29 protein-coding genes and 2 pseudogenes are annotated in these 25650 nt (G+C 74.6%); 18 read left to right on the top strand and 13 right to left on the bottom strand.

Annotated elements, in window-relative coordinates; all coding sequences use genetic code 11:
* The first annotated feature begins 6 nt into the window (after positions 1-6).
* The 3 genes from BLU82_RS25690 to BLU82_RS25680 all read left to right on the top strand — a co-directional run bounded on the left by BLU82_RS25690 (position 7) and on the right by BLU82_RS25680 (position 1980).
* Positions 7-546 (top strand): hypothetical protein, encoded by a 540-nt coding sequence (locus BLU82_RS25690; protein WP_092623811.1) that lies wholly within the window; start codon positions 7-9, stop codon positions 544-546.
* A gap of 139 nt (positions 547-685) precedes the next feature.
* Positions 686-1258, top strand: coding sequence for a transcriptional regulator (locus BLU82_RS25685; protein WP_092623810.1), 573 nt, complete (start codon positions 686-688; stop codon positions 1256-1258).
* Positions 1255-1980: an SRPBCC domain-containing protein gene (locus tag BLU82_RS25680; RefSeq protein ID WP_092623809.1), complete on the top strand. Its 726-nt coding sequence runs from the start codon at positions 1255-1257 to the stop codon at positions 1978-1980. The genes BLU82_RS25685 and BLU82_RS25680 overlap by 4 nt, the downstream gene beginning before the upstream one ends.
* Here BLU82_RS25680 and BLU82_RS36465 read toward each other — a convergent pair.
* Positions 1950-2129, bottom strand: a pseudogene (locus BLU82_RS36465) (CGNR zinc finger domain-containing protein); the annotation flags it as partial. The gene BLU82_RS25680 and the pseudogene BLU82_RS36465 overlap by 31 nt on opposite strands.
* Positions 2130-2526: 397 nt before the next feature.
* On the opposite strand from BLU82_RS36465, the gene BLU82_RS25670 reads away from it, so the two are divergent.
* A complete protein-coding gene (locus BLU82_RS25670) occupies positions 2527-3069 on the top strand; it encodes a putative glycolipid-binding domain-containing protein (RefSeq protein ID WP_092623807.1) in 543 nt (180 codons plus the stop codon).
* On the opposite strand, the gene BLU82_RS25665 is transcribed toward BLU82_RS25670, so the two are convergent.
* Positions 3032-6142, bottom strand: a complete 3111-nt coding sequence (locus BLU82_RS25665) for a BTAD domain-containing putative transcriptional regulator (RefSeq protein WP_092623806.1) — start codon at positions 6140-6142, stop codon at positions 3032-3034. The two genes, BLU82_RS25670 and BLU82_RS25665, sit on opposite strands and share 38 nt — an antisense overlap.
* A 61-nt stretch (positions 6143-6203) precedes the next feature.
* Between BLU82_RS25665 and BLU82_RS36460 the strand changes: the two are divergent.
* From BLU82_RS36460 to BLU82_RS25650, 4 genes and pseudogenes are all read left to right on the top strand, one after another.
* Positions 6204-6680 (top strand): annotated as a pseudogene (locus BLU82_RS36460) (NAD(P)-dependent oxidoreductase); the annotation flags it as partial.
* Complete coding sequence (locus tag BLU82_RS36455; RefSeq protein WP_370246335.1) at positions 6675-7112, top strand: hypothetical protein; 438 nt, start codon at positions 6675-6677, stop codon at positions 7110-7112. The pseudogene BLU82_RS36460 and the gene BLU82_RS36455, both read left to right, overlap by 6 nt.
* A gap of 22 nt (positions 7113-7134) precedes the next feature.
* Positions 7135-7305: a hypothetical protein gene (locus BLU82_RS35295; protein WP_197682463.1), complete on the top strand. Its 171-nt coding sequence runs from the start codon at positions 7135-7137 to the stop codon at positions 7303-7305.
* A gap of 47 nt (positions 7306-7352) precedes the next feature.
* Positions 7353-7745 carry an MmcQ/YjbR family DNA-binding protein gene (locus BLU82_RS25650; RefSeq protein WP_092623803.1) on the top strand — a complete coding sequence of 131 codons (393 nt, stop codon included), beginning with the start codon at positions 7353-7355 and terminating at the stop codon, positions 7743-7745.
* A 31-nt stretch (positions 7746-7776) separates the two neighbouring features.
* On the opposite strand, the gene BLU82_RS25645 is transcribed toward BLU82_RS25650, so the two are convergent.
* Positions 7777-8370, bottom strand: coding sequence for a TetR/AcrR family transcriptional regulator (locus BLU82_RS25645; protein WP_092623802.1), 594 nt, complete (start codon positions 8368-8370; stop codon positions 7777-7779).
* 107 nt (positions 8371-8477) lie between these two features.
* Here BLU82_RS25645 and BLU82_RS25640 point away from each other — a divergent pair, with 107 nt between their 5' ends.
* Entirely contained in the window at positions 8478-9350 is an 873-nt protein-coding gene (locus BLU82_RS25640) for an LLM class F420-dependent oxidoreductase (protein WP_092623801.1), read from the top strand.
* A gap of 203 nt (positions 9351-9553) precedes the next feature.
* On the opposite strand, the gene BLU82_RS25635 is transcribed toward BLU82_RS25640, so the two are convergent.
* Complete coding sequence (locus BLU82_RS25635) at positions 9554-10132, bottom strand: TetR/AcrR family transcriptional regulator (protein WP_092623800.1); 579 nt, start codon at positions 10130-10132, stop codon at positions 9554-9556.
* Positions 10133-10206: 74 nt separating this feature from the next.
* Between BLU82_RS25635 and BLU82_RS25630 the strand changes: the two genes are divergently transcribed.
* Positions 10207-11646 (top strand): DHA2 family efflux MFS transporter permease subunit, encoded by a 1440-nt coding sequence (locus BLU82_RS25630; protein ID WP_092623799.1) that lies wholly within the window; start codon positions 10207-10209, stop codon positions 11644-11646.
* Positions 11647-11733: 87 nt separating this feature from the next.
* Positions 11734-11934, top strand: coding sequence for a hypothetical protein (locus BLU82_RS25625; RefSeq protein ID WP_157741261.1), 201 nt, complete (start codon positions 11734-11736; stop codon positions 11932-11934).
* 61 nt (positions 11935-11995) lie between these two features.
* On the opposite strand, the gene BLU82_RS25620 is transcribed toward BLU82_RS25625, so the two are convergent.
* The 3 genes from BLU82_RS25620 to BLU82_RS25610 are packed head-to-tail and all read right to left on the bottom strand — an operon-like array spanning position 11996 to position 13874.
* Entirely contained in the window at positions 11996-12631 is a 636-nt protein-coding gene (locus BLU82_RS25620; RefSeq protein ID WP_092623797.1) for a DUF6518 family protein, read from the bottom strand.
* Positions 12632-12640: 9 nt separating this feature from the next.
* A complete protein-coding gene (locus BLU82_RS25615; RefSeq protein WP_092623796.1) occupies positions 12641-13153 on the bottom strand; it encodes a metallophosphoesterase family protein in 513 nt (170 codons plus the stop codon).
* Positions 13146-13874, bottom strand: a complete 729-nt coding sequence (locus tag BLU82_RS25610) for a bifunctional 2-polyprenyl-6-hydroxyphenol methylase/3-demethylubiquinol 3-O-methyltransferase UbiG (protein ID WP_092623795.1) — start codon at positions 13872-13874, stop codon at positions 13146-13148. The genes BLU82_RS25615 and BLU82_RS25610 overlap by 8 nt, the downstream gene beginning before the upstream one ends.
* 120 nt (positions 13875-13994) lie before the next feature.
* Here BLU82_RS25610 and BLU82_RS25605 point away from each other — a divergent pair, with 120 nt between their 5' ends.
* Both BLU82_RS25605 and BLU82_RS25600 read left to right on the top strand, forming a co-directional pair.
* Positions 13995-15197 carry a M14 family zinc carboxypeptidase gene (locus BLU82_RS25605; protein ID WP_157741260.1) on the top strand — a complete coding sequence of 401 codons (1203 nt, stop codon included), beginning with the start codon at positions 13995-13997 and terminating at the stop codon, positions 15195-15197.
* A gap of 10 nt (positions 15198-15207) precedes the next feature.
* Positions 15208-16239, top strand: a complete 1032-nt coding sequence (locus tag BLU82_RS25600; protein WP_092623793.1) for a M14 family zinc carboxypeptidase — start codon at positions 15208-15210, stop codon at positions 16237-16239.
* A gap of 46 nt (positions 16240-16285) precedes the next feature.
* On the opposite strand, the gene BLU82_RS25595 is transcribed toward BLU82_RS25600, so the two are convergent.
* Positions 16286-17200: a DUF5937 family protein gene (locus BLU82_RS25595; RefSeq protein WP_092623792.1), complete on the bottom strand. Its 915-nt coding sequence runs from the start codon at positions 17198-17200 to the stop codon at positions 16286-16288.
* Between the two features lie 55 nt (positions 17201-17255).
* On the opposite strand from BLU82_RS25595, the gene BLU82_RS25590 reads away from it, so the two are divergent.
* The gene (locus BLU82_RS25590; RefSeq protein ID WP_092626289.1) at positions 17256-18500 is read left to right on the top strand and encodes an MFS transporter; all 1245 of its coding nucleotides are present in this window, start codon (positions 17256-17258) and stop codon (positions 18498-18500) included.
* Here the strand turns inward: BLU82_RS25590 and BLU82_RS25585 are convergent.
* Positions 18449-19336 carry an alpha/beta fold hydrolase gene (locus BLU82_RS25585; RefSeq protein ID WP_092623791.1) on the bottom strand — a complete coding sequence of 296 codons (888 nt, stop codon included), beginning with the start codon at positions 19334-19336 and terminating at the stop codon, positions 18449-18451. The genes BLU82_RS25590 and BLU82_RS25585 overlap by 52 nt on opposite strands.
* Before the next feature lie 63 nt (positions 19337-19399).
* Here BLU82_RS25585 and BLU82_RS36450 point away from each other — a divergent pair, with 63 nt between their 5' ends.
* Together BLU82_RS36450 and BLU82_RS25580 are read left to right on the top strand one after the other, a co-directional pair.
* Complete coding sequence (locus BLU82_RS36450) at positions 19400-19678, top strand: helix-turn-helix domain-containing protein (protein WP_197682462.1); 279 nt, start codon at positions 19400-19402, stop codon at positions 19676-19678.
* Positions 19591-20004, top strand: coding sequence for a hypothetical protein (locus BLU82_RS25580; RefSeq protein WP_197682461.1), 414 nt, complete (start codon positions 19591-19593; stop codon positions 20002-20004). Before BLU82_RS36450 ends, BLU82_RS25580 begins: the two co-directional genes overlap by 88 nt.
* Here the strand turns inward: BLU82_RS25580 and BLU82_RS25575 are convergent.
* The gene (locus BLU82_RS25575) at positions 19982-21331 is read right to left on the bottom strand and encodes an MFS transporter (protein WP_092623790.1); all 1350 of its coding nucleotides are present in this window, start codon (positions 21329-21331) and stop codon (positions 19982-19984) included. The two genes, BLU82_RS25580 and BLU82_RS25575, sit on opposite strands and share 23 nt — an antisense overlap.
* Positions 21332-21377: 46 nt before the next feature.
* On the opposite strand from BLU82_RS25575, the gene BLU82_RS25570 reads away from it, so the two are divergent.
* Positions 21378-21899: an NUDIX hydrolase gene (locus tag BLU82_RS25570; RefSeq protein ID WP_092623789.1), complete on the top strand. Its 522-nt coding sequence runs from the start codon at positions 21378-21380 to the stop codon at positions 21897-21899.
* A gap of 133 nt (positions 21900-22032) precedes the next feature.
* Here BLU82_RS25570 and BLU82_RS25565 read toward each other — a convergent pair whose 3' ends face one another.
* On the bottom strand, positions 22033-23346 hold the full coding sequence (locus BLU82_RS25565) for a phytase (protein ID WP_092623788.1): 1314 nt from the start codon (positions 23344-23346) through the stop codon (positions 22033-22035).
* 86 nt (positions 23347-23432) lie between these two features.
* Between BLU82_RS25565 and BLU82_RS25560 the strand changes: the two genes are divergently transcribed.
* Complete coding sequence (locus BLU82_RS25560) at positions 23433-24182, top strand: YaaA family protein (RefSeq protein WP_092626287.1); 750 nt, start codon at positions 23433-23435, stop codon at positions 24180-24182.
* Here the strand turns inward: BLU82_RS25560 and BLU82_RS25555 are convergent.
* Together BLU82_RS25555 and BLU82_RS25550 are read right to left on the bottom strand one after the other, a co-directional pair.
* Positions 24175-25128, bottom strand: a complete 954-nt coding sequence (locus tag BLU82_RS25555) for an acetylxylan esterase (RefSeq protein WP_197682460.1) — start codon at positions 25126-25128, stop codon at positions 24175-24177. The two genes, BLU82_RS25560 and BLU82_RS25555, sit on opposite strands and share 8 nt — an antisense overlap.
* Before the next feature lie 11 nt (positions 25129-25139).
* Entirely contained in the window at positions 25140-25607 is a 468-nt protein-coding gene (locus BLU82_RS25550; RefSeq protein WP_092623787.1) for a hypothetical protein, read from the bottom strand.
* Positions 25608-25650 lie beyond the last annotated feature (43 nt).

The following is a 25650-nucleotide window of genomic DNA, read 5'->3' as shown; positions in this document are numbered from 1 at the left end:
TTTGGTGTGGCGCGGCCGAACAGCACCGTGGTGGTCATCGCCGGCGACGAGTCCGCCCGGGTGGTGGCCGGGCTGGACGGGCTGGCCAACGTCCGCGCCGTTCCACGGCCGGCCGGCGACGCCGCCGAGCAGCGGGTCCGCGCGGCCGTCGCCCAGTCGCACGCCGCCTATGTCGTGCACGACGTCGACCCGCTCGGCGACGTCGGCGCCGCCTGGGCCGGGTTCTTCGACCGGACGGCGCCGGCCGGCACGCTGGAGGTCGCCGTCGAGGCGGCGCTGCGGTCGCTGCGCACCGAGGCCGCCGCGCTGCCCGACTACTACGTCGTCCTCGATCCCGACGCGCTGCCGGAGACCCGGCGGCACTGGTGGTTCGGCGTGCTCGCGGGCGTCTCGCCGAACCGCGTCGTGCCGGCCGCGGCCGACGTCGCCACCGTCCGCGACACCATCGGTGCTCTGCGGTCCGGCCGCTGGTGGCCGGACCCGCCGGACGAGTGGCTGCGCGGCCTCGGCCGCGTCGTCCCCGACCGCGCCGTTCTCCAGGGCTGATCGCGGCAGGTACGTCAAGCCCTGCTCTCGCGGGAATCCGGCCTCATCGTGGTGAGCCGGATCGAGAGGAGGGCTGTCGTTGCCAGGTTGTGTACGGTCACGTATTGACAAATTCAATTGTCAATTCGACGATGGCGTCATGGCCGCGATCACCTACCTCGATGAGCCCGGCGAGGTGCGGGCCGCGCTCGCCCCGCCGCGGCGCGAGCTGCTGGCCCGGTTGCGCGAGCCGGCGTCGGCCACGCAACTGGCCGCCGCGCTCGGCCTGCCGCGGCAGCGGGTCAACTACCACCTGCGGGTGCTCGAGGCGGCCGGGCTGGTCGAGCTGGTCGAGGAGCGCCGGCGACGCGGGTGTGTCGAGCGCATCCTGCGGGCCACGCCGGGCGCCGTCGTCGTCGATCCCGCCGTCATGTCCGCCGAGCTCACCCAGATGGGCGACCAGTTCGCCGCCGAGCACCTGGTCGGCGTCGCCGCCGACACCGTCCGCGACGTCGCGCGCATGCAGGCGCGGGCCGACGAGTCGGGCCGGCGGCTGCTCACGTTCACCATCGAGGCCGAGGTCCGGTTCGCCGAACCCGGCGACGTCCACGAGTTCACCGACGAGCTGACGGAGGCGGTGCGGCAGGTGGTCGCGCGCTTCGACGCCGACGACGGCCGCCCGTACCGGCTGGTCGCCGGCGGCTACCCGGCCCCACGAGGAGACCGATCATGACCGAGACCCCGCGCATTCAGGTGACCATCGCCGCGCCCGTCGACGAGGTGTGGCGCGCGCTGCGCGAGAAGGACCGCATCAGGCACTGGCACGGCTGGGACTCGCCGGGCCTGGACGACGAGATCGACCTCATCTACTTCCAGAGCTTCACCGAGGACGCGGGGGCGCGGACGCTCGGCGTCCAGGAGGGCGACCAGATCGTCGTCGAGCCCGACGGCGACGGCACCCGCATCACGCTGACCAGGGCGCCCCGCGGGGTCAGCCCCGAGTGGGACGCCTACTACGACGACATCACCGAGGGCTGGACGACGTTCCTGCAGCAGCTGCGCTTCTACCTCGAGCGGCAGCCCGGCGGGTCGCGGCGCACGGCGTTCTTCGCCGGGACGACGGCGGGCGCGCCGGAGCTGTTCGGTGAGCTCGGCCTCGACGCCGTCGCCGGGGCGCCGCCCGGCTCGGCCTACCGCGCGACGCTGGCCGGCCAGGACGTCGGCGGCGCCGTGTGGTTCCGGTCGGCGCACCAACTCGGGCTCACCGTCGACGGATGGGGCGAAGGGCTGCTCGTCGTCGCGTTCGTCCCGCCGGGCGCGGAGAAGCCCGACGGTTCCGCGATGGCCGTGCTCAGCACGTTCGGCATCGACGACGCCGCGTACGCCGAGCTGAACGACCGGTGGGCGGCGTGGTGGGGCGAGCGCTACCCGGCCGCGTCCGGCGCCGAGGCCTGACGGGCGCGGTACGCGCGGACCTTGGCGATGCTGCCGCAGGACCGGCCGTCCGGGCCGCCGGCCGTCATGAGGCACCAGCGCTTGCTGCCGTTGCGGGTGTGGTCGTAGAAGGCCCAGCGGCAGTCCGGGCAGGTCTTGAGCCGCCGCCACGTCCCGTCGCCGATCGCGGCCACGACGGTGACCAGCAGGTCGCCGGCGGTGCCGCCGTCGTGCCGGAACTCCAGTGCGCCGCCACCGACTCGCGGGCGGACGCCGGTTCGCTCGATCCACGCGTTGACGACGGCGTCGGCGCCGGCCGTCCCCTCGACGACCGCGCGGAGGTCGTCGCGCAGCCACCGGACGCCGGCGTGGTCGGCGGGCGGGACGGCGTGGGCGGCGGCCCAGCGGTCGAAGCGGTCGTCGGGGCGCCGCGTGTCGTTGGGGATCAGCCAGCTGTTCAGCAGCTCGCGGACGGTCTCGAGCGGGCCGGGCGCCTCCTGGCTGGCGTTAACCATCAAATCAGTTTACCGGTTGCGCCGTGGCGCGGAGCACGGTTGACTGAACGCCATGACGGAGCGGGAGCTGATGTGGTCGGCGCTGGCCTGGCCGGCGACAGAGCACCTGGTGCTCAGGGCCGACGGCGACGGCGTGCGGGCCGACGGGGCGATCGTCGCGCTGGACGGGCGGCCGACGCGGCTGGCGTACACGATCGAGGCCGGGCCCGACTGGACCGTCCGCCGGCTGACGGTGGCCCCGTACGGCGAGCCCGGCCTGGACCTGACGCGTCGCGGCGACGGCCGCTGGTTCGACGGCGCCGGCACGGAGCGGCCCGACCTCGCCGGCTGCGTCGACGTCGACATCGCGCTGACGCCGTTCACCAACACGCTGCCGATCCGCCGGCTGGGGCTGGCGGTGGGCGCGTCGGCCGGCGTGCGGGTCGTCTACGTGCCGGTCGACCAGGGGCTGACGGCGGACGCGGCGGACCAGCGCTACGAGCGGCTCGGCCAGGACATCTACCGGTACTCGTCCGGCGCCTTCACCGCCGACCTCACCGTGGACGACGACGGGTTGGTCACCGACTATCCGGACCTCTGGCGGCGGCTGGCCTGACACGGTCGAGCGGCGTCGCCACGCCCGCGGCGAACGCGGCGTCGAACCGGTCCCGGCCCAGCAGGGCCACGGCCGCGGCGCCGATACGGTCGACGTCGCCGCGCTCGGCAGGCGGCAGTGGTGCGCCGGCGCCGTCCCGGGCGGCCGCCGCCGCGCCCAGCAGGTGGGCCGCGCCGGCACCGTCGCCGGTCAGTGCGTGCACACCGGCCAGGCCTTCCAGGGCCAGGGCGACGGCGCGCGGGTCGTCGGCGGACCGGGCCGCCGCGAGGCCCTCCAGGTGCAGCGACCGCGCGGCGTCGGCGTCGCCGCGCAGCTCGGCGACGAAGCCCAGCTCGGCCAGGATGAGCGCCGCTCCCATCGCGCCGTCGGCGTCGAGGCACCAGTCCAGCCAGGCGAGCAGGTGCCGCTCGGCGTCGTCGAGCCGTCCCTGCCGCCGCGCCGACAACGCCAGCCCGACCTCGGCGAACTGCTCGCCGCGCCGGTGCGCGTGCCGGGCCGCGAGCACACGGGCGCGTTCGTGCAGGTCGTCGGCGGCGGCGAGGTCGCCGCGCAGCAGCGCGACCCGGCCGAGCCCGGCCAGCTTCGCCGACAGCTCCGTCGCCAGCCCGAGCTCGGTGGCGATGCGCACGCCTTCGTCGTGCAGCGCGGCGGCGCGGTCGTAGTCGCCGCGGATCTCGGCGTGGCCGGCGAGCGTGTCGATGACCCGGAGCCGGCCCCACTGGTCGCCCAGCTCGGCGAAGAGCGCGGCCGCCTCCTCGGCCGGGCGCGGCCGCGGATCCAGGCTGAGCGCGGCCGCCGTCCCCCAGCGGTCGCCGCGCCGCCGGAACGTCGTGAGCGCCGCCGCGAGCCGCCGGAGGAACACCGACCGCTCGCCGATGCCGGCCAGGCCGAGGCTGAGGAACCAGCGCGCCCACGCCAGCCCGGCCTCGTCGCCGTCGAACTCCGCGAGGAGGGCATCGGCCCGTGCGGCGACGTCCGGGTCGTCGCCGAGCTGGACGGCGAAACCGGCGGCCCAGACCGCCACCCGGGCCCGCGGTCCGGCGCCGCCGACGGCGAGCGCGGCCGCCGCCGACCGCCGTCCCTCACTCAGCCGTCCGCGCAGGAACCAGTACCACCCCAGTGCGTCGACCAGCCGCAACGCCGGCTCCGCGGCGCCCTCCCGCACGGCGTCGTCGAGCACGGCCCGCAGGTTCGCCGACTCCGCGTCCAGCACGTCGAGCCAGTGCCGCTGATCCGGGCCGCGCAGCCCCGCGTCGGCGCGGACGGCGAGCGCCAGCAGGTGGTCGCGGTGCCGCAGCCGGACGGCGTCCAGCTCGCCCGCCGCGCGCAGCCGCTCGCCCGCGTAGGCCGCCACGGACTCCAGCAGCCGGTACCGCGGCCCGGCCGCCGACGGCACGACGACCACGAGCGACCGGTCCACCAGCCGCGCCAGCAGCCCGGCGACCTCGGGACCACCGGCGATCGCCTCGGCGCCGACGAGGTCGCAGCCGTCGGCCGGGACGGCGAGGCGCCGCAGCACCGTCCGCTCCGGCTCGGTGAGCAGCTCCCAGCTCCAGTCGATCACCGCCCGCAGCGTCCGCTGTCGCTCCGGACCGCCGTGCTGCCCGGCGAGCAGCTCGGCGAGCAGCTCGAACCGGTGTTCCAGCCGGGCCAGCAGGTCACGCTCGCCGAGCGCGCGCACCCGGGTGGCGGCCAGCTCCAGCGCCAGCGGCAGCCCGTCCAGCCGCCGGCAGATCTCCGCGACGGCGTCGCGGTCCAGCTCGCGGCCGGGCGCGGCGCCCGCGGCCCGGGCGAGGAACAGCTCGACGGCGTCGGTGGCGGGGTCGAGCGGCGGGACGGGGACGACGACCTCGCCGGGCAGCCCGAGGGGGAGCTGGCTGGTGGCGAGGATCCGGACGGCGGGCGCGGCCCGCAGCACCCGTCCGGCGACCTCCGCCGCGGCGTCGACGAGGTGCTCGCAGTTGTCCAGGACCAGCAGTGACTCGCGGGTGCGCAGCGCCGTCGCCAGGCGGGTGACGGGGTCCGGCCCGGCGTCGGCGCGCAGCTGGAGGACGCCCGCGATCGACTCGGCGACCGCGTCGGCCGTGCTGCCCGGGCGCAGGCCGGCCAGCTCGACCAGCCAGGCTCCGTCACGCGGCGACGTCTCCCCGGCGACCTCGACGCCCAGCCGGGTCTTGCCGACGCCGCCGGGGCCGGTCAGCGTGACCAGCCGGTGCGCGCCCAGCTGCCGCGCCGCGGCAGCGGTGGTCGTCGCGCGGCCGATCAGGGGCGTGAGCGGTGCGGGCAACCGGCCCACGGACCCGGGCTCGTGGCGAGCCCGCGTGCCGGTGGGCGCGAGGTCCTGCGCGAGGACGGCGTCCTGCAGGCGCCGCAGCTCCGGCGACGGGTCGACGCCGAGCTCGTCGGCCAGCTGACGGCGCAGCTCGGCCAGACTCGCCAGCGCGTCGCCCTGCCGGCCGGCGCCGTAGAGGGCGCGGACATGCGCGGCGCGGAGCCGTTCGCGCAGCGGCTCGGCGCTCACCCACCGCGCCAGCTCGCCGGCCAGCGCACCGTGGGCGGCCACGTCGCCGGCGGCCACCTCCAGCTGGGCCTCGGCCCACTCCTCGACCGTGACCAGCCGCTGCTCCTCCAGCTGGCGGATCGCCGGCGCCAGCGCTCCCGCGTCGGCCACGTCCGCGAACGCCGGCCCGCGCCACAGTTCCAGCGCAGTACCCAGCAGTGCCGCCCGCGCGCCCGGATCGTCGTGCGCCCGCGCCTGCCCGGCGAGCGCGGCGAACCGGCCCGCGTCGACGTCGTCGGCGGGGACGCGCAGCTGGTAGCCGGCCGGCTGGTACGTCACCAGGTCGGCACCGACCACACGTCGCAGCAGCGACACCTTGGTCTGCAGGGCGCCGAGCGGACGGGCCGGCGGCGCGTCGCTCCAGAGCGCGTCGACGAGGCGGTCGGCGGACACCGGGCGGCCACGGTGCGCGAGCAGGACGGCGAGCAGCAGCCGCACCTTCGCCTCGGGGACCCGCACCGTGACGCCGTCGGCCGTGGTGACCTCCAGCGGGCCGAGCACCCCGAAACGCACGTCCTCACGCTAGCCGAGCCGGCCGTGAGCGTTTCGAAAGCGGCCCCGCGCAGGCTCGTCGCAACCGAACCACGAAAGGACGACCATGACCGACCGTCACCCCGTCACCGTCGTCGGCCTCGGCGCGATGGGCCAGGAGATCGCCCGCGTGCTGCTGGAGGCCGGCCACCCCGTCACGGTGTGGAACCGAACCCCGTCGCGCGCCGACGACCTCGTCGCCCGGGGCGCGACCCGCGCGGACACCGTCGCGGACGCCGTCACGAGCAGCCCGCTCGTGTTGGTCTGCGTGCTCGACTACGCCGCCACCCGCGACCTGCTGGAGCCGATCGCCGCGGACCTGGCCGGGCGCACCGTCGTCCAGCTCACCACCGGCACGCCGCGGCAAGCCCGTGAGCTCGCCGTCTGGGCCGCCGAGCACCACATCGACTACGTCGACAGCGGCATGATGGCCACCCCGCCGATGATCGGCACCGAGACGTCGGTGTTCCTGTACAGCGGCGGCGAGGCCGCGTTCCAGCGGTACCGGCCGGCGCTGGACCTGCTCGGCGCCAGCCGCTGGTTCGGCGCCGACGCCGGGCTGGCGTCGCTGTACGACCTCGCGCTGCTGGCCGGCATGTACACGATGTTCGGCGGCTTCCTGCACGGCGCGGCGATGGTCGCGACGGCGGGCGTGAGTGCCGCCGAGTTCGCGGAGTCGGCCGGGGACTGGCTGCGCGCCGTGAGTGGCTCGTTGCCGTACGCAGCCGCGTTCATCGACAGCGGCGACTACACGACCGAGGTGCAGAGCGTCGACTTCAACAAGGCCGCGCTGGACGTGATCGTGCGGGCCAGCGTCGACCAGGGCATCGCGCCGGACCTCGTCGCGCCCATCCAGGAGCTGCTCGCCCGGCAGCAGGCGGAAGGGCACGGGAAGGAGGCGTTCGACCGGATCATCGAGAGCATCCGGCCGGCGGTCACCCGGCCGGCGTGATCGCGATGCCGTGCCGCGCCGCGTGCCTGCCGATCCGGAGTTCCGGGCGGCGTTCACCGGCGACGTCGAGTGGGGCAGCCGGATGGCCGTGCTGCTGTCGCCGGGAGTCCGGCCCGGACCGCCCGAGCCGAGGCCGTCCTGGACGTGGGCGCTTCCGCCGTGGCAACCGCCCGGTGAGGTCGCGTCCGAGTGACCGCCGGCCCTGTCCAACGCCGGTCTCGCGGGTCTACCGTTGATCACATGTGCGACTGGGACGACGTCACCCGCATCGCGACGGCGTTGCCCGAGGCGAGCGAGCAGGCCGGGCGCGACGGCCTGCGCAGCTGGCGGGTGCGCGACAAGACCTTCGTCTGGGAGCGGCCGTTGCGCAAGGCCGACATCCAGGCGCTCGGCGACGCCGCGCCGGACGGGCCGATCCTCGGCGCCTGGGTGCCCGACCTCGGGGCCAAGGAGGCGATCCTCGCCGACGACCCGGAGGTCTTCTTCACCACGCCGCACTTCGACGGATACCCCATGGTCCTGGTGCGGCTCGAGCGCATCGACGAGCCCGAGCTGGCCGAGCTGGTGGTCGAGGCGTGGCTGGACCGTGCGCCGAAGAAGGTCGCCCGGGCCTTCCTCGACGACACCCGCTGACGGCGCGCGGTCCGGCCGCGTCGCGCGGTGATCAGCCGGGCGGCCGCACTCGGATGCCGTCGAGCGCCATGGTCAGGACGCGTTCCAGCTGGGCCGGATCGGCGAACGGGTACATCGTGACGCCGCCGACCAGGCGCAGCACGTCGTCGAAGGAGGCGTCGGGCCGGGCGTCGCCGGAGTCCTGGGCCCGGCGCAGCAGCGGCCGGCCGGCGTCGCCGATGGCCTTGCGGCAGGTCGCGAAGACCGGGGAGTCGTGGTTGAGCGCCTCGGCGATGGCCCGTTTCGTGGCGGCGTAGCTGACGAACCGGCGCAGCCACCCGGCCAGCGCGGCCCACGGCGGCAGGCCGGCGAGCTCGTCGGCGGCGCGGCACAGCGCCTCGACCTCGTCGACGTAGACGCTCTCGAAGAGGTCCTGCCGGGTGGGGAAGTGGCGGTAGAGGGTGCCGATGCCGACGCCGGCCCGACGGGCGATGTCTTCCAGCGACGCGGACACGCCGGCCTCGGCGTACGCCTCGCGCGCGGCGGCGAGCAGCTTCTCGTAGTTGCGGCGGGCGTCGGCGCGCTTCGGCCGCCGCGCGAAGACGTCGATCGGCCCATTGGGGGCCGCGCCGTCCGCGTTCGTCATGCCGTCACCTCACTCGAGCGCCTTGCAAACGGAGGCAACCCTCCGTATGGTGATACGGAGGGGCCCCTCCACCTTAGTCGACCGCTTCCGAAGGACACCATCACGCCATGAAGGTCGGTCTGCAGATTCCCAACTTCACCTGGCCGAACGGCCCCGCCGCACTAGGCAGCGAGCTGGCGGCCGTCGCCAGCACCGCCGATCGGGCCGGGTTCGAGTACGTCGCCGTCATGGACCACTTCTTCCAGATCCGCGGCGTCGGCCCGTCCGAGAACGACATGCTCGAGGCCTACACCACGCTGGGCTTCCTGGCCGCACACACCGAGCGGGCCAAGCTGCTCACCCTCATCACCGGCATCCACTACCGCGAGCCAGGCCTGCTCGCCAAGGCCGTCACCACGCTGGACGTGCTGTCCGGCGGGCGGGCGATCCTGGGCATCGGGGCCGGCTGGAACGAGGAGGAGTCCCGCGGCCTCGGCTTCCCGTTCCCGTCCACCTCCGAGCGGTTCGAGCGGCTCGAGGAGGCGCTGCACTACCTGCTGCAGATGTGGTCCGACGACGACGGGCCGTTCGCGGGCCGGTTCACGCAGGCCGAGCGGCTGCTGAACTCGCCGCAGGCCCTGAGCCGTCCGCGTCCGCCGATCATGATCGGAGGCGGTGGCGAGAAGAAGACGCTGCGGCTGGTCGCGCAGTACGCCGACTCCTGCAACCTGTTCCAGGGCCCGCAGCTCCTGCACAAGCTCGACGTGCTCCGCCGCCACTGCGACGACGTCGGCCGCGACTACGACGACATCACCAAGACCGTCTACCACGTGCTCGACGTCGGCGAGAACGGCGAGCGGACCCAGCAGCTCATCGACGAGCTCGGGCAGCTGGCCGACCACGGCTTCGACGTCGCCGTCGGGTCGGTGCCGACCCTGCCGCGGCTGGACCCGCTCGAGCGCATCGGCGCCGACGTCATCCCGCAGGTCGAGAAGCTCTGACCCACGGCGACGCTTGTCGATAGCCGCGACGACGTTGGCTGTCGGCGCGACGACGTTGTCGACAGCCGCGAGGTTGTCGGTGCCCGCCCGTAGGGTGGGCCCCACCCGGGCCGGGAGGGGTCTACGTAGCCCATCGGAGCGGCAAGCGGCGCGCCGCCAGCCCGCGCCGGCCGGCCGGCGGCGCAGGGCAGCCGGCGACGCGGTCAGTTGCCGGCGAGCGCGCGGAAGTGGACGAGGTCCCCGCCGCAGACCTGGGTGACCAGCTCGACGGCGTCGGGGTCGTCCGAGCCGTGCAGCTGCAACGCCAGCACGGTGTTGATCAGCATGCCGTGAGCGAGGAAGTCGGTCGCCTCTTCGGGTGCGAGCCCGGCCTCGTCGCGGACCAGTCGGTAGATCTGCATGAATCCGTCGCGCCCGGCCGGGCCGATGGCGGGGTCGCTGCCGAGGCTGAAGATGTGCAGCAGCGACAGCAGGATGCCGCGGTCGGCGACGAGGTCGATATAGGCCTGGCCGAGTCGCTGGGGGACCGGGCGGCCGTCGTCATCGGCGATGGCCGCCCGGAACGCGGCCTCGATGCGGTCGACCGCCCGCCGGGCGACCTCGACGAACAGTGTCTCCTTGCTGCCGAACGTGCGCACGACGTACGCCTGGCTGATGCCGGCGGCGGTGGCGATCTGGTCGGTGGTGGCGCCCGCGTAGCCGCGTTCGCCGAACACGGCGCTGGCCGCGGCCAGGATCGACTCGCGCCGTTCGGCCGCCGGGAGCCGTTGCCTCGTCTCCATGGTTGACATGTTATCAGTCGATTACTACTGTCCAAGTAATCAACGGATTACAACCCTGATCGAGAGGTGCGGCGATGAACGGCGTGCGAGCCCGGCCGACCTGGCTGCTCATCCTGGCGGCGTCGGTCCCGATGTTCATGGCAGCGCTCGACAACCTGGTCGTGACCAGCGCGTTGCCCGTCCTGCGGCGCGAGTTCGACGCGTCCATCGAGGAACTGCAGTGGTTCGTCAACGCTTACACGCTGGCCTTCGCGGGACTGATCCTCGTCGCCGTCGCGCTCGGTGACCGGTTCGGCCGGCGGCGGATGTTCGCGCTCGGGCTGGCGCTGTTCACTGTGGCGTCGGCGCTGTGCGCGGTGAGCGTCGAGCCGTGGCAGCTGATCGCCGCCCGCGCGGTGCAGGGCGCGGCCGCCGCGGCGCTGATGCCGTTGTCGCTGACATTGTTGTCGACATCGGTGCCGCAGCGGCTGCGGCCGATGGCGATCGGCGTCTGGGGCGGCGTGACGGGTCTCGGCGTCGCGCTCGGCCCGCTGGTCGGCGGTGCCGTCGTCGAGGGCCTGAGCTGGCACGCGATCTTCTGGCTGAACGTGCCGATCGGGGTGCTGTCGCTGCCGTTGGTGCTGGCGGTGCTGCCCGAGTCGTTCGGCCGCCGGGTCCGCATCGACCTCGTGGGCGTCGGCCTGGCCAGCGCCGGGCTGCTCGCGCTGGTCTACGGCATCGTCCGGGCCGAGTCGGTCGGCTGGGGGAGCGCGCAGATCGTGGCGACGCTCACCTCCGGCGTGGTGCTGCTCGCGCTGTTCGTGGCGTGGGAGCGGCGGACGAGGGACCCGCTGCTGTCGCTCGGGCTGTTCCGCGACCGCGGCTTCTCCGCGGCCAACGTGGTCGGCGTGCTGTTCAGCTTCGGGGTGTTCGGGGCGATCTTCATCCTCATCCAGTTCCTGCAGGTCGTGCAGGGGTACAGCCCGCTGGAGGCCGGCGTGCTGACGATGCCGTGGACCATGGCGCCGATGGTCGTCGCGCCGCTGGCCGGGCTCGCGGTGCCGCGCCTGGGCACCCGGCTGCCGATCGTCACCGGCCTGGTCTTCGTGTCCGTGGCGCTGGCCTGGATCGCGCTGGTCATGACCGAGACCGTCGGCTACGGCCGGCTCGTCGGGGCGTTCGTGCTGGCCGGCGTCGGCATGGGCCTGGTCATCGCGCCGAGCGCCACCGCCGTCCTCGCCACCATCCGCGACGACGACAACGCCAAGGCGTCCGGCACCAACTCGGCGCTGCGCGAGATCGGCGTCGCGCTCGGCATCGCGGTGCTGACGGCGGTCTTCACCGGCGCCGGCGGGCAGCTCACGCCGACGGGGTACGTGGACGCCGCGGTCGTCGCGGTGCTGGTCGGCGCGGGTGTCGTGGGCCTGGGCGCGCTGGCCGCTCTCGCGCTGCCGCACGGCCGCACCGGGCGATCCGTGGAGTCGGCGGCGGAAGCGCCGATGAGTTCGCGGCCGCTCGCCGGTACACCCCGGTGACAGCACACTCACCGAGGCCCGCCGCGAGCAGACCCGGCTGACACCGTCGAGGCGCGGACGGGGTTGCGGCTCGCGCTGGTCGCGGCGATGCTGGACACCACGGTCGCGTCGGTCAACAGCGCGATGCAGCGGGCCCGGGCCGGTGTGGCGGCGGCCGGTCCGACGGCGTCGGCTGTCGCGGCCACCCCGGACGACCCGCACGCTCGCGCCGTCGTCGACCGTTACGCGCACACCGTCGTGTTCCAGGACCCGCGGGTGTTCGGGCTGTTCGGCCTCGCTTTGCAATGAGCACCTCCACGCATCACCCGTTCGGCCGTGATGCGTAGAGGTGCTCATTGCAAAGGCGACCTCAGGGCAGCACGGAGATGAGGTCGGTGCTGTAGATGACGACGAAGGCGGCGGCGACCACCGCGGTGACGACGACGGTGAGGGCGGCGGCGCGGACGGGCAGCCGCCGCCGCGCGATCACGGCGACGAGCAGCACCAGGCCCGCGACGATCGAGCCCCACCAGTACGGCGGGTACGTCGTGTCGGCGATGGAGCGCAAACCGTAGGCGCCCTCGCCGACGAGAACCCCGGCGACGGCGCCCGCGCCGAGCGCCGCCCGCACCGGCGGGCCGGACCGCACCCACGCCGCCGCGAGACCGATCACCGGCCCGACGACGACAGCGGCGGCGCCCCAGAACACCATCAGCGCCGTCGACGACGGGAAGCCGCGCAGGTCGGCGCCGATCACGTACCCGGCCAGCAGGGTGAGCAGCGCCAGCACCCCGGCGGCCGCCGCCGTCGCGGACCGGCCGGCCGCGGCGGCCCACCACGCCAGGCCGAACGCGAGCACCGTCCACGCGCCGCTCGAGTTCGCCAGCGACCCGATCTCGTCGGGCAGCCAGCCCTGCGCGTACGCCGTCAGCACCCCGAGCGCCAACCCCGCGGCGGCGACGGCGGACAGGACGACGAGCGGGCGCCGCGGCGCGGGAGCGAACACGCGAGCAGGCTAGGGCATGACGGGGACGATCTCGGCCGAGACGACCCGGCCGCTGCTCAACGAGAGCAGGCCGATGGTGCCGTGCGGCTGACGGCGCTTGTCCGTCGGCGAGCCGGGGTTGAAGACGCGGAAGCCGCCGGACTCCTCGTTCCACGGGATGTGCGAGTGGCCGAACACCACGAGGTCGGCGTCGGGAAAGCGGGCCCGCAGCCGCGGCAACCGCCCGGAGGCCGGACCGCTGTCGTGCAGCATCGCGACGCGCACGCCGGCGACGGTGATCAGCAGCTCCTCCGGGACGCCCGCGCCCCACGCCGCGACGTCGGCGCCGTCGTTGTTGCCGAGCACCGCGTGCACCGGCGCGAACGCCGCCAGCTCGTCCAGCACCGACGGCACGCACACGTCGCCCGCGTGCAGGATGAGGTCGGCGTCGCCGAGGTGCCGCGCCACCGCCGGCGGGCACGTCTTCCAGAACCGCGGCGCGTGCGTGTCGGACAGCACCGCCACCCGCGTGACGTCAGCCATCGACGGCTCGCGCGACGGTGATGATCAGGCGGCTGTCCGGCGCGAACGGCCGGCGGTCCCACCAGCCGTATCGTTCCTCGACGGCGAACCCGGCGGCCGCGAGCAGCGCGTCGAGCGTGGCGGCGTCGGTGAACCGGAGCGTGGCACGGTCGACCCGCAGGGCCGCGCCGTCGCGGGTCCCGGTGGTCTCGGTCAGCGTGACCAGCCCGCCGTCGACCGCCTCGACGTCGTGCCAGACGCGCAGCTCTCGGCCGGCGTCGTCGACCACGTCCATGCCGTTCTCCGGCCGCCACGTCTCCCACTCGCGGGCGCCGGGGTTGCGTGTCTCGAAGGCGAACCGGCCGCCGCCGGCGAGGGCGCCGCGGATGGCTGCCAGCGACGCCGTCAGCTCGTCGTCGCCGCGCAGATCCTGGAACGCGTTGCCGGCCATGACCGCCAGCTCGAACTCGCCGCCGGCGGCGGGAAGATCGGACGCCCGGCCCTCGACCCACTCGACGTCGGTGCGACGGCGCGCGCGGGCCAGCGCGGCGGGGTCGGGGTCGAGGCCGCACAAGCGGCCCGCATGGCCCTCGTCGCGGGCGCGGCGCAGCAGCCCGCCCGGCCCGCACCCGACGTCGAGGACGGAGCTCGCGGCCATGACCCGCTCGAGGTAGAAGTCGTCGCCCGGACCCCACGGGTTGAGCACCTCGTAGAGCGCCGCCACGTCGTCGTCGGTGTACATGGCGACAGCCTCGACGGCCCCTCCGCCACGGTCAATCGAATTTGCCGCGCGGGAGCCCGTGCCCTTTTGCGGTGTGACGGCGATCACAGGGGTGTTATGTCACCGACTACAGGAGTCGCCATGCGCCGACGCACGTTCCTCGCTGGAGTCGCCGGACTGGGAGTAGGCGCCGCGCTGGCACCGAGCGCCCACGCGGACCCGCAGTCGAAGCCCAACGGGCCGTGGCTGCAGCCGGACCAGACCGTTCAGAAGGCGGCCCTCACCGCGAACAGCGACCTCGGTCCGAAGCTGGCCTCCATCGCGGCCCGGTCGAAGGGCCGCATGGCCGTCGAGGTCGCCGGGCACTCGGCCAGCGGCTGGCCGATCCACCTGGCCCGGTTCGGCGAGCCCACGGCGGGCAAGCTGCCGGTGCTGATCCAGACCCAGATCCACGGCGGCGAGCCGCTCGGCACCGAGGTCGTCCTGCACCTCATGCAGACGCTCGCGACCAGCTCGCACCCGGCCGTCCGGGACGTCCTGGAGCGACTGACCATCTGGTTCATCCCGCGGCTCAACATGGACGGCGCCGACTTCCGCGACGCCACCGGGCACCTCGTCCAGCGGCGGCAGAACACACAGCTGTGGACGCCGCAGGAGTGGGGGCTCGACGCCGCCGTGCCGCCGCCGTGGTACCTGCCGCGGTCGCTGCTGCAGCCGGGCCGCGTCTCCGGCTACGACATCAACCGCGACTTCCATCCCGACCTCACGTTCCGCCTGGCGCCGGGCGACGAGGCGCTGCTGCCGGGCGCGTCGGAGCTGCCCGGGTTCTTCGTGACGCCCGAGGCCAGGACGTCGGCGGCGGTGTTCCAGCGGCTGCGCCCGCAGGTCTTCATCGACCACCACCACCGCGGCAGCAACGTCGAGTCCGAGACGGACAACACGCTCACGACGCTGCAGGTGATCGGCCTGGTCACCGAGGGCACGCCGGAGTTCCCGCTGGACCCGGCGGTGCGCGACCTGAGCTTCCGGATCAACGTGCTGGTCTGGGACACGCTGCGCTCGCTCGGGCAGTCACCGTTCGGCGGCATCACCCGCTACCCCGACGTCGAGCTGCCGGGCACCGCGCTCGGCTCGTACGCCCTGAACGGCGCCGGGATCATGCTCTACGAGACCCGTTCGGTCGCCCAGAAGTCGATGGGCATGCTGATCCAGCAGTCGCTGGCCGGCATGGGCGCGACGATCGAGGCGCTGGCCGCCGGCAGCATCGACGCCGTCGACCCGGCCCGGTACTTCGACATCCCGCCGGCCGGCCCGTCCATCGGCAACCCCCGCGACGACCTGTAGAGGAGGCACCATGCGCAGACTGCTCACCGGCCTCGCCGGCCTCGGCGTGCTCGCCACCGTGCTGACCGGCGCCGGGACGGCGGCCTCGGAACCGCCGCACCTGCCCGGCGGCCCGTGCCTGCAGGAGGACCAGAACGTCAGCCTGTCCAGCGTCGCCGGCTACGACGACGTCGTGCAGGCGCTGGACCGGATCGAGCGGACCAGTCAGGGCCTCGTCAGCGTGCAGTCGGCCGGCACGTCCGGCGAGGGGCGCGAGCTGTACTACGCCACCGTCGGCACCGGCCCGACGACGTTCTGGCTGCAGGCACGCATCCACGGCAACGAGCTGCACAGCACCGAGGCGGTCCTGCAGATCCTCGACCACCTCGCCAGCGGCTCGCCGGACGCCCGGCTGATCCGCGAGAACCTCACCGTCGTCGTCATCCCGATGTACAACCCCGACGGCGCCGAGGCGAACATCCGGCAGAGCACCACGCCGACTCGCATCGACCTCAATCGCGACTGGGAGAACTTCGCCCAGCCCGAGACCGTCGCGTTCTGGAAGCTCTGGCGCGACACCGCACCGGAGCTGGCGCTGGACCTGCACCACATGGGCGAGGCGCCGATCGTCGAGGGCACCAACGACCTCAACCAGTTCCAGATCGGCGCCCGCTCCATCGATCCGAGCCGGATGACGGCCGAACAGTGGCTGACCAACCGGCAGATGGCGATGGCCAGCGTCGACGCGCTCGCGCAGTACGGGCTGGCGAACGTCGCGCACTATCCGCTGATCGACATCACCAACGCCGGGCTCAGCCGCATGCTCATGGGCGGCACCGCGCCGGCCGGTGAGCAGCCGGTGCTGCAGAGCCCGACCAAGGGCGCGATCTTCTACGAGGTCCGCTCGGTGGGGCAGAAGAGCAACGGGCAGCTGGAGAACCTGTTCCGCATCCCGACGATGGCGGTGCTGCGGGCCGCGGCCGACGGGTCGCTCGGCACGCAGGACGTGTCGGGCTACGAGGACCTGCCGTTCGCGAGTCAGGAGCAGTGCGGCCGGTTCTGACACCAGTCACCGGGGCCGGCCGGAACGTGCGCGGGCCGGCCCCGGCTCAGCCGCCCAGCAGCGCGTCGCCGAGCGCCGTCCGGGCGTAGAGGACGACCCGGCCGGTGCGGTGCGACGTCACCAGGCCGGCCGCCCGCAGCGCGCTCAGGTGCTGCGACACTCCGCCGGCGGTGAGACCGGTGCGACGGGCCAGCTCGCCGGTCGCGGCGGGGGAGTCCAGCTCGGCCAGCAGCACCGCCCGGGACCGGCCGACCACTCCGGCCAGCGTGTCCGGCGCCGCCGGCCGGCCGCGCTCCCACAGCGTCGCGACGCCGCGGGCCGGGTAGCGCAGCACCGGCTGCCACGGCTGCTCCGTCTTCGACGCGACGTGCGGCCACAGGAACGCTGACGGCACCAGCACCAGGCCACGGCCGCTCAGCCGCCGGGTCTCGTCGAGGTACACGTGCCGCACGGCGAGGGTGTCGCCGGACCACGCGATCGCCGGGTCGAGGTCGGCGAACAGCTCGGGCGCGCCACCGGCGGCCAGCCGCCGGGCCCGGTACAGGACGTCGCCCTCGAGCAGATCGCGCAGCCGCGGCCACGACGGCGCCAGCGCCAGCTCCCAGTAGGCGGCGACCGTCTCGACCAGCGCGTCCAGCGCCGCCCGTCCGCCGTCGACGATCGCCGGGTCGGTCGCGCCGAGCAGCGCCAGTTCGTCGGACAGCTCGGGCGTCGGCGTGACGGGGGTGGGCGCGAGGTAGCCGGGCAGCGTCCGGCCCGCCGCCGGCACCTGTGACGTCAGCGGCCGCAGGTCCAGCCCGGACCCGGCCAGCCGGTCCCGCGTCGCCTTGACCCACGGCAGGTGCAGCGCGTGCGCGGCCGGCTCGCGCAGCACCCGGACGCTCGCGACGACCTCCCACAGCGGCGAGAACGCGAACCGCGTGAGCGAGAGGTCCTGTGCGGTGAAGGTGAGCTGGAGCATTCAGCTCAGACTAAATCTCTCGTGGCGACGGCCGCCAGCCACGAGGGTGGCCGCCATGACCGCCATCGCCCCGCCGCGGCCGCGGCACGATCTCCACCTCCTGTTCGCCGGTGCCGCCGCGAGCAAGCTCGGGATGGAGGTCGGTTCCTTCGCCCTGCCGCTGGTCGCCGTCCTCGCGCTGGACGCCTCGCCGGGCGAGGTCGGCCTGCTGGCGACGCTGACGACGGCGGCGTTCCTGCTCATCGGCTTGCCCGCCGGTGTCTGGGTGGACCGGTCGCGCCGCCGCGGCGTGATGATCGCCGCCGACGCCGCCCGCGCGCTCCTCTACGCGTCGATCCCGATCGCGTGGTGGCTGGACCTGCTGACGATCGAGCAGCTCTACGTGACGGCGCTGCTGGCCGGCGTGGCGACGGTGTTCTTCGACATCTCCGCGCTGAGCTACCTGCCGCACGTCGCCGGGCGGGACCGCCTGATGTCGGCGAACTCGGTGCTGGGCAGCATCGACTCGGTCGTGCACATCGGCGGGCAGAGCGCCGCCGGGTTCCTCGTGCAGTTGGTGTCGGCGCCGGTGACGATGGCCGCGACGGCGGTCGGCTACGTGCTGTCCGGCGGGTTCCTGCTGCGGATCCGGCGACGCGAGCCGGCCGTCGCGGCGTCCAGTGGGCCGCGCGAGCCGCTGGTCCGGTCGATCGCGGCCGGGGTCCGGTTCGTCGCCGGGCACCCGATCCTGCGCGCGGTCGCCGTCGCCGGAGCGATGACCAACCTCGGCATGCAGCTCGTGCTGGTCATGCTGCCGGTGCTGGTGGTGCAGCGGCTGGAGCTGTCGCCCGGCGTGCTCGGCCTGTTCTTCGCCGCCGGCGGGGTCAGCGGCCTGGCCGGCGCGGCGACCGCGAGCCGGGTCGTCGGCCGGCTGGGCGCCGGCCGGGCGCTGTGGCTGCTCGGCCTGCTGGTCGCCCCGGCCGGGCTGCTGGTCCCGCTGATCGGGACGGGCGGGTGGTTGTGGGTGGCCGGGCTCGGCTGGGTGGTGCTGGCCTACAAGATCTCCGTCGACAACGTCGTGCTGATCAGCTTCCGGCAGCAGGTCACGCCGGACCACCTGCTCGGGCGGCAGAACGCGACCATGCGGTTCCTGCTGATCGGGGCGGTGGCGATCGGCGCCGCGCTGTCCGGCGTGATCGGCGCGATGGCCGGCCCGCGCGCGGCGTTGTGGGCCGGTGCGGGCGTGCTGGCCGTCGTGTGGGTGCCGCTCTACCTGTCGCCGCTGCGCAGGCTGCGCGCACTCACCGACGCGACCTCCTGACCCGCGGCGATCGCGACGATCTCGTCGGTGAGCTGCTGCGGCGCGTCGAGCGGGACGAACGTCCGCGACTTCGGCACCGGCACGAAGCCGGCGTCGCTGAACCATTCCTGGATCCGCCGGCCCAGCTTCACCGAGAAGGCGGGGTCGCCGGTGCCCCAGACCAGCGTGACGGGGCCCTGGAAGCGGTGCAGCCTGGAGGCGACGTCGAGCAGCTCCTTCGGGTCGACGGCGCGCAGGAACCGCACCAGGTCGCGGACGACGCCGTCGTCGTGCAGGGCCGGCTCGATCCACGCGCGGGTCAGGTCGGCCGGGAGGTCGTGGGCCAGCAGGCCGAACCCGAGCCACGACTGACGCAGCGGGCGGACGCGCATCTGCCCGGCCAGGAAGCGGGCGCGGCGTTCGTTGCGGAGCAGCGCGAAGAGCGGCTTGAAGGCGGCCGGCGGGAAGACGTCGGCGCCGTCGCAGTTGGTGAGGACGACTCGCCCGATGCGCCGGGCGTCCTCGTCGATCGCGAACTGGCACAGCGCGCCGCCGGTGTCGTTGCCGACCAGCGTCACGGCGTCCAGGTCCAGGGCGTCGAGGAATTCGACGATCAGCCGCGCGATGCCGCGGGGCGACAGGTCGGCTCCGGGGTTCATGGCGACCGGGTGGGCGCCGAGCGGCCAGGTGGGTGCGTACGACCGGATCCCGCGCTCCGCGAGCCGATCGGCCACGCGGGTCCAGAGCGCCCCGTCGGTGAGGAACGCGTGGACGAACACGACGGGCGGAGCGGCGGACTCCTCGGGCCCCGCGACGCTGTAGTGCACGGTGCCGCCGGAGAGTTCGATCGTGGCCATGAGAGACCTCCTAGACTCGACACACAAACAAACAGGCTGCATGGAAGGTAACATACAGGCAGTATGAATGTTAAGAGTCGTACTCAAGCGGAACGGTCCGCCACCACGCGCAGCGCGCTGGTCGTCGCGGCACGGCGTCTTTTCGCTGCTCAGGGCTTCGCCGGCGTCGGTACCGAGGCGATCGTCCGCGAGGCATCGGTCAGCCGGGGGCGCTCTACCACCAGTTCGCCGACAAGACCGAGCTGTTCGCCGCCGTGCTGGACGATGTCGAGGCCGACGTCTCCCGGCAGCTCGCCGAGGCTGCGGGCGCTGCCGCGGAGGCGGGCTTCGTCGCCGTCATGATGAGCGCGGTCGAGGCGTGGCTGGAGCTCTGCGACCGGCCGGACATCCAGCGCATCCTTCTCGTCGACGGCCCGTCGGTGGTGGGCTGGGCGCGGTGGCGCGAGATCTGCCAGCGACACGTCCTGGGGTTCATCCAGACCGCCCTCGAGCAGGGCATGGCCACGGGCGAGGTGCGGCGGCAGCCGATCGTCCCGCTGTCGCACGCGCTGATCGCGGTCGCGGACGAGGCGGCCATGTACGTGGCGGCCGCGGCCGATCCCGCCGTCGCCCGGGCCGAGATGGTGCACGTCGCGCGCCAGTTCATCACGGCGCTGCGCCCGGTGTGAGTGTGGGCCCGGGCCCGGGCCCGGGCCCCGGCCGGGGTGCGGGCCCGGGCGCGCGGCTGCGGGTCGCGGCCAGGGCGGCGGCCGCCAGCAGGACGGCGAACGCGCCGTAGGCGGCACTGGTGCTGCTGCTGGCCAGCGCGCCGCCGCCGGCCCGGCCGAGCAGTCCGCCGACGGCCTCGCCGGTGATCACGGCGGTGGCCAGCTCGGCGGCGGGCAGGGCCCGGCCCGGCGTTGCCGCGGCCGTCGTCGCGCGGAGGTAGAGGCCGGGGTACGCCAGGCCGACCCCGGCCCCGCCGGCGGCCCACGCGATCAGCGCGACGGCGAACTCGCGCGGCCCGGCGGCGAGGACGGCCGCCGCTGCCGCCGTCAGCGCCAGCCCGGCCGCCGGGACCTGCCGCTCCGGCCCGACCCGCGCGACCACCAGGCTGGTCAGGCCCCACATGAGCGGTGCGGCCCCGAGTACGATCGCCGCCCGCGCGAGGCCCACGCCGTAGTCGTCCGTCAGCAGGACGGTGATCAGGCTGTCGGCGCCGACGTACCCGGCGCCGAACAGCACCATCGCGGCCAGCGCCGACGGTGCGCCGCGGCGCAGCCAGGCCGTGCCCGCCGGCAGCAGCGCGACCGCTCCGGCGACGGCGGCCAACGCGCCCGCCACGGCGACCGGCCAGACCCCGTCCGCCAGCACGACGGCGGCGGCGCCCGCCGGCACGAGCAGCCCGGCCGGCCGCAGCCGCTGCCCGTCGTCCGGCGACGTCTCGCCGCGGACCGCGCGCACCACCAGGAACCGCCCGGCCAGCACGACCGGCACCGGCGCCACGAGCGTCCATCGCCAGCCGGCCGCGTGCTCCAGCGCGAGCGTCGCGGCCGGGCCGACCATCGCGGGCAGGATCCACATCGCCGACGACGCCGCGACCACCTTCAGCCGCAGTCGCTCGTCCAGCCGCCGGATCGCCGCGCTGATCCCGAACACCGCCAGCAGCCCGCTCGCCACCCCGCTGGCGAACTGGCCGAGCGCGAACGCCCAGGCCTGCTGCGCCGTCGCCGCGACCACCAGGCCGCCGGCGTAGAAGGCGGTCCCGAGCGCCAGCGTCCGCCCCGCGCCCAGTCGCCGCAGCACCGTCCCGGCCAGCGGCATCGCGACGAACAGGCCGAGCGTGCCGCCGGCGATCAGCAGCCCGAGCCGGTCCCGGGCGCCGAGCTCCGCGGCGACGATCGGCAGCAGCGTCGACGCGACGAACGTGCTGACGGCGGCCGCGAACTCCAGCGCGACGATGCCCGCGGCGAGCCGGAGATCGCCGGTCCGCCGCTCGCTCGTGCGTCCATCCATGCGAGCATGCTAGCAATCTAGCGCGTGTCACTGGGATGCTGGTCCCGTGACGGGCTTCGACGATGACGTACGCGCCGAGGGCGAGCCGGAGCGCGAGTTCCACGCCGGGATCGCCGCGCGGCTGCCGCGCAAGTCGGTCTCCGGCGGCGCGCTGGTGCGCGACGCGGACGGGCTGGTGCTGTTCCTGCGGCCGACCTACAAGCCGACGCTGGAGATCCCCGGCGGCGTGGCCGAGACCGACGAGTCGCCGCTGGCCGCGTGCCGGCGCGAGGTCCAGGAGGAACTGGGACTCGAGCTGCCGATCGGCCGCGCGCTGGTCGTCGACTGGATCCCGGTGCACGGGCCGTGGCCGGACCAACTCGCGTTCGTGTTCGACGGCGGCGTGCTGGACGCCGCGACCGTCGCCCGGTTGGTGCCCGACCCCGTCGAGGTGGCCGGCGTCGAGTTCCTGACCCTGGCCGCTGCGACCCCTCGCCTCCGCCCGTCGATCGCCCGCCGGCTGGCCGCCGCACTGGTGGCGTCGGAGACCGGCGAGACGGTGTACGCCGAGTTCGGCCGCCCCATGTGACGCCCGCCGGGTTCGATGGCCCGCCCGGCTGGGAGGGCACCCACCCTATGGGCGGGCACCGACAACGTCGGCGCGCGCGACCCGCGGGCTTGCGTGCGGCGCGTCGGCGTTCGCGCGGCGCGCCGGCCGCCCGTCAGCGCAGCCGCGGGTCGTTTCCGGCGTCGGTGCTGACCAGCAGGCCGAGCGCGTCGGCGATCCGGCCCCAGTCGACGTAGGAGAAGTTCGTGGCGTCGCGCTCCGGGTCGACGTCCGGGCCGGTCTCGGGCTCGTCGTGGGTGACCAGCAGGCCCTCGCGGTAGTCGCCGACGACGCGGTTGGTGACGGCCAGCCCGTCCGAGCCGTTGACGTCGTCGACGCCGTCGCCCGCGATCCGGAAGGTGCCGAGCGAGCGGTTGCGGCCCTGCGTCGAGTAGACGGCGAACCGGTCGTCGCCCTGGCTGGAGACGATGACGTAGCCGACCCGGCCGCGTGCGTAGTACACGTCCACGCCCTCGGCGTCGGCGACCAGGTTCGGCCCGCCGAGACCGGGCTGCTCCGGGTCGGCCGGCACGCACTCCTCGGTCTGCTCGTCGTACACGTCGTCGATGCCGAAGTCGGCGACCGTGTCGATGAGCCGCGGCCCGCCGGAGCCCAGCGGCAGCGGGACCCGCCACAGCCCGACGTCCTCCTGCGTCGCGTACAGCACGCCGGTGCGCTGGTCGACGGCGACGCCCTCCAGTTGCGGCGCGACGCCGGGCTCCTCGCACGGGACCCAGGTGCCGCCGCCGGGGAGCGGGAACCGGTCCGGAAGGTCCAGGTGCTCGACGTCGGTGTAGCCGACGGTGCCGTCGCGGCGCGGGGTCAGGCGCACTGTCGCGATGGTCGTCGTGCCCTCCTGCGTCACGACGGCGTAGGTCTCGCCGGTGCCGGGCTGCCAGACCGCGACGCCGTACGCCGTCTGCTCCTCGCCGACCGCCGCGCGGTCCGGGTTGAACAGGAACGCCTGCTCCGGCGCGGTGACCTCCCGCAACGGTGTCGCGGCGCCCGATCCGGCCGGGTCGACGGTGAAGAAGCGCAGCTGGTCGTTGTACCGGTCCGACACCACCGCGACGTCGGCCGTGCGACCGCCGAGGCGGACCCCGTAGGCGATGTCGACGTTGTTGTACCGCCCGTCGACGCTGTCGGCGCGCGGTGCGGGTGTCGCCGGCAGCGACTGCAGCTCGCGCGACGCCAGGTCGTACACCCGCAGCCCGCCCTCCTTCGCCGTCACGACGACGATCGAACGGCGGGAGTCGCCCGGGTGCACCCAGATCGCCGGGTCGTCGCCCGACGCGTTCCCGCCCTGCTCGTCGTCGTACAGCACCGGAGTCTCGTTGTCGGTGGTCACGGTCTCGGGCGCAGCGCCGGCGGCCGGCAGCGCGAGCACGAGGGCGAGCGGGACGGCGGCGAGGACGGCGGATCGGCGCATGACCGGGAGCCTGCTCCCGCAACCTTGCCGCCCGCGTGGCCGGCGGGCGAACGCTCGGCGAACGCTGCCGGGCCTACGCTGAAGCGGTGCTGATCGTGCTGCCTCCGTCGGAGACGCAGGCCCGGCCGGCCCGGGGCCGCGGCCTCGACCTCACGCGGCTCTCGTTCCCCGAGCTGACCGAGGCCCGCGCCCGCGTGCTCGACGGCATGGTGGCGACGAGCGCGCGGCCCGACGCTCTGCGGCGGCTGGAGGCGCCGGCCGGAGCGGCGGCCGAGGTGGCCCGCAACGTGGAGGTGCGGACGGCGCCGACGGTGGCGGCGGCGCGGCTCTACCAGGGCGTGCTCTACGACGCGTTCGATCCGGCGACGTTGGAGGGGGCGGCGCTGCGCCGCGCCCGGCGCCGGGTGGTCATCGTGTCGTCGCTGCTGGGCGCGGTGCGGCTGGGCGACCGCGTGCCCGCACACCGGCTGCCGATCTGCGCGAACCTCGACGGCCTGGAGGAGGCGCCGGGGTTGGAGGCGTACTGGCGGGCCCGGCTCGGCCCGGTGCTGACGGCCGCGGCGGGCGCCGGTGTGGTCGTCGACCTGCGGTCGAGCAGTTACGCGCCGCTGTGGCGGCCCGGCCCGGAGCTGGCCGGTCGCTGGGTGGTGCTGCGGGTGCCCTCGTCGCCGCACGGCGCGAAGGCGACCCGCGGCCGGGTCGCGCGGCTGCTCTGCGCCGAGCCCGCCGAACCCCGCGACGTCGCGGCGCTGGCGGACGTCGTCGGCGCGGAATTCGATGTGGACCTGCGCCCGCCCGACCGCGACCACCGGCCCTGGGTGCTCGAGGTCAGCTGAGCAGGAACGCCCGCAGCGCGGCGCCGCGGCGCTCGTCCTCGGCGTCCTGGCCGGGGTACTCGGCGTGCCCGGCGGGCAGCACGACGAGCTCCTTCTCGCCCGGGATCGCGTTGTGGACGGCGAACTGGCCGGGCGGCGGGACGGACGGGTCCCACAACGCCGGTGCGACCAGCATCGGGATGCGCAGCCGCCGCGCCGCCGTCGCCGCGTCGAAGAACCGCAGCACCTCGCGCGCCTCCGGATGCCGGGCGACGTGCAGCCGGACGGCCTCGCCGCTGCCGGTGCACGGCATGGTGAGCCGCAGGTCGTGCTGGCCGAAGCTGGGCACCGTCAGCGCGCCGCGGTCGAACCGCTCGTCCCACGGCAGCGCCAGCGCGCCGATGCCGCCGCCGAAGCTGCCCCCGGCGTACGCGACCCGCGACGGCGGCGACGGCAGCAGCGCGAGCAGCGCCGACGCCGCGCACCAGACGTCGGCGACGCAGCCGCCGTGCACGTAGGTCGCGGCCGACTCGATGCCGTGCAGCACGTGCTCGCCGCTGACCGACGGGATGCCCGGGACCAGACCACGCTCCGGCAGCCCGCGCGACGCGGCGAACAGGACGGCGGTGCCGGGGAGGTCGAGGCCCTCGTCGGGCTGCGCGCGGCCGCCGTACCCGTGCCCGACGACGACGGCGCGCTCCACGTCGCCGGGCGGCAGCCACAGCCAGCCGCCCAACCGGACGCCGTCCAGCGAGGTGAACTCCACGTCGTGCCAGCCGGGCTGGGCGGCCGGTCGGACGACCGGTGCGGTGTCGACCACCAGCGCACGCGCGTACAGCGACGTCCAGAACTCGGCGAACCCGGCCGGCTCGGCCGGAGCGTCCACCGCCAGCAGGGCATCGAGGTCGTAGCCGTAGGTGGCGTCGAAGGCGTCCGGACCGAACCAGTCGTCATAGGGCAGCGTCACGACCCGTGACGTTAGCGAACGTCACGATCGCGGAACCACGCGGCCAGCACCGCGGCGCCGCCCGGCACGGCGAGCAACACCAGGATCGTGCTTCCCAGCCAGAGCGGGACGTACTGGTCGTAGGGGTCGCCGCCGGCGCCGGCGATGGTGGCCAGCGTGGTGAGGCCCAGCGCGAACAGCGTGGTGACGGTGGCCCGCACAGCACGGTCGCGCCGCACCGCCCACAGCGCGAGCAGCCAGCCCACCAGCCCCAGCACGCCGATGATCAGCACGGCGACGACGATCGCGTCGCGGTCCTTGGCGACCTCGCTCGCGTCCCAGCCGGGGTAGGCGGCCTCGACGTGGTTCTCCACCGAGCCGAAGACCCACAGGTCCAGCAGCGGCAGCAGCAGGCACACCACCTGCAGGCCGGTCCCGATCCACAGCGCGCGCGCCGTGTTCTGCCAGCGGCTCGTGCGCACTTCGTTCCGGACTGCCATGGCGATCCCTCCTATCTCTTACGGTGTATGACTCGCTGACGAT

It is taken from the genome of Jiangella sp. DSM 45060, from assembly GCF_900105175.1.
In the GTDB taxonomy this organism is placed as follows: Bacteria; Actinomycetota; Actinomycetes; order Jiangellales; family Jiangellaceae; genus Jiangella.
The sequence above is the reverse complement of the archived record's forward strand: the minus strand, read 5'-3'. Positions and strand labels throughout refer to the sequence as shown.

Coding starts and splice junctions, on each gene's coding strand:
- BLU82_RS25615 (WP_092623796.1), bottom strand. CDS start 13,153: ATGGCTGACGTCACGCGGGTGGCGGTGCTGTCCGACACGCACGCGCCG.
- BLU82_RS25685 (WP_092623810.1), top strand. CDS start 686: ATGGCCGCGATCACCTACCTCGATGAGCCCGGCGAGGTGCGGGCCGCG.
- BLU82_RS25635 (WP_092623800.1), bottom strand. CDS start 10,132: ATGGAGACGAGGCAACGGCTCCCGGCGGCCGAACGGCGCGAGTCGATC.
- BLU82_RS25590 (WP_092626289.1), top strand. CDS start 17,256: ATGACCGCCATCGCCCCGCCGCGGCCGCGGCACGATCTCCACCTCCTG.
- BLU82_RS25575 (WP_092623790.1), bottom strand. CDS start 21,331: ATGGATGGACGCACGAGCGAGCGGCGGACCGGCGATCTCCGGCTCGCC.
- BLU82_RS25645 (WP_092623802.1), bottom strand. CDS start 8,370: ATGACGAACGCGGACGGCGCGGCCCCCAATGGGCCGATCGACGTCTTC.
- BLU82_RS25605 (WP_157741260.1), top strand. CDS start 13,995: ATGCGCCGACGCACGTTCCTCGCTGGAGTCGCCGGACTGGGAGTAGGC.
- BLU82_RS25630 (WP_092623799.1), top strand. CDS start 10,207: ATGAACGGCGTGCGAGCCCGGCCGACCTGGCTGCTCATCCTGGCGGCG.
- BLU82_RS25550 (WP_092623787.1), bottom strand. CDS start 25,607: ATGGCAGTCCGGAACGAAGTGCGCACGAGCCGCTGGCAGAACACGGCG.
- BLU82_RS25670 (WP_092623807.1), top strand. CDS start 2,527: ATGACGGAGCGGGAGCTGATGTGGTCGGCGCTGGCCTGGCCGGCGACA.
- BLU82_RS25600 (WP_092623793.1), top strand. CDS start 15,208: ATGCGCAGACTGCTCACCGGCCTCGCCGGCCTCGGCGTGCTCGCCACC.
- BLU82_RS25565 (WP_092623788.1), bottom strand. CDS start 23,346: ATGCGCCGATCCGCCGTCCTCGCCGCCGTCCCGCTCGCCCTCGTGCTC.
- BLU82_RS25680 (WP_092623809.1), top strand. CDS start 1,255: ATGACCGAGACCCCGCGCATTCAGGTGACCATCGCCGCGCCCGTCGAC.
- BLU82_RS25595 (WP_092623792.1), bottom strand. CDS start 17,200: ATGCTCCAGCTCACCTTCACCGCACAGGACCTCTCGCTCACGCGGTTC.
- BLU82_RS25625 (WP_157741261.1), top strand. CDS start 11,734: ATGCTGGACACCACGGTCGCGTCGGTCAACAGCGCGATGCAGCGGGCC.
- BLU82_RS25650 (WP_092623803.1), top strand. CDS start 7,353: ATGTGCGACTGGGACGACGTCACCCGCATCGCGACGGCGTTGCCCGAG.
- BLU82_RS25610 (WP_092623795.1), bottom strand. CDS start 13,874: ATGTACACCGACGACGACGTGGCGGCGCTCTACGAGGTGCTCAACCCG.
- BLU82_RS25585 (WP_092623791.1), bottom strand. CDS start 19,336: ATGGCCACGATCGAACTCTCCGGCGGCACCGTGCACTACAGCGTCGCG.
- BLU82_RS25640 (WP_092623801.1), top strand. CDS start 8,478: ATGAAGGTCGGTCTGCAGATTCCCAACTTCACCTGGCCGAACGGCCCC.
- BLU82_RS36450 (WP_197682462.1), top strand. CDS start 19,400: ATGAATGTTAAGAGTCGTACTCAAGCGGAACGGTCCGCCACCACGCGC.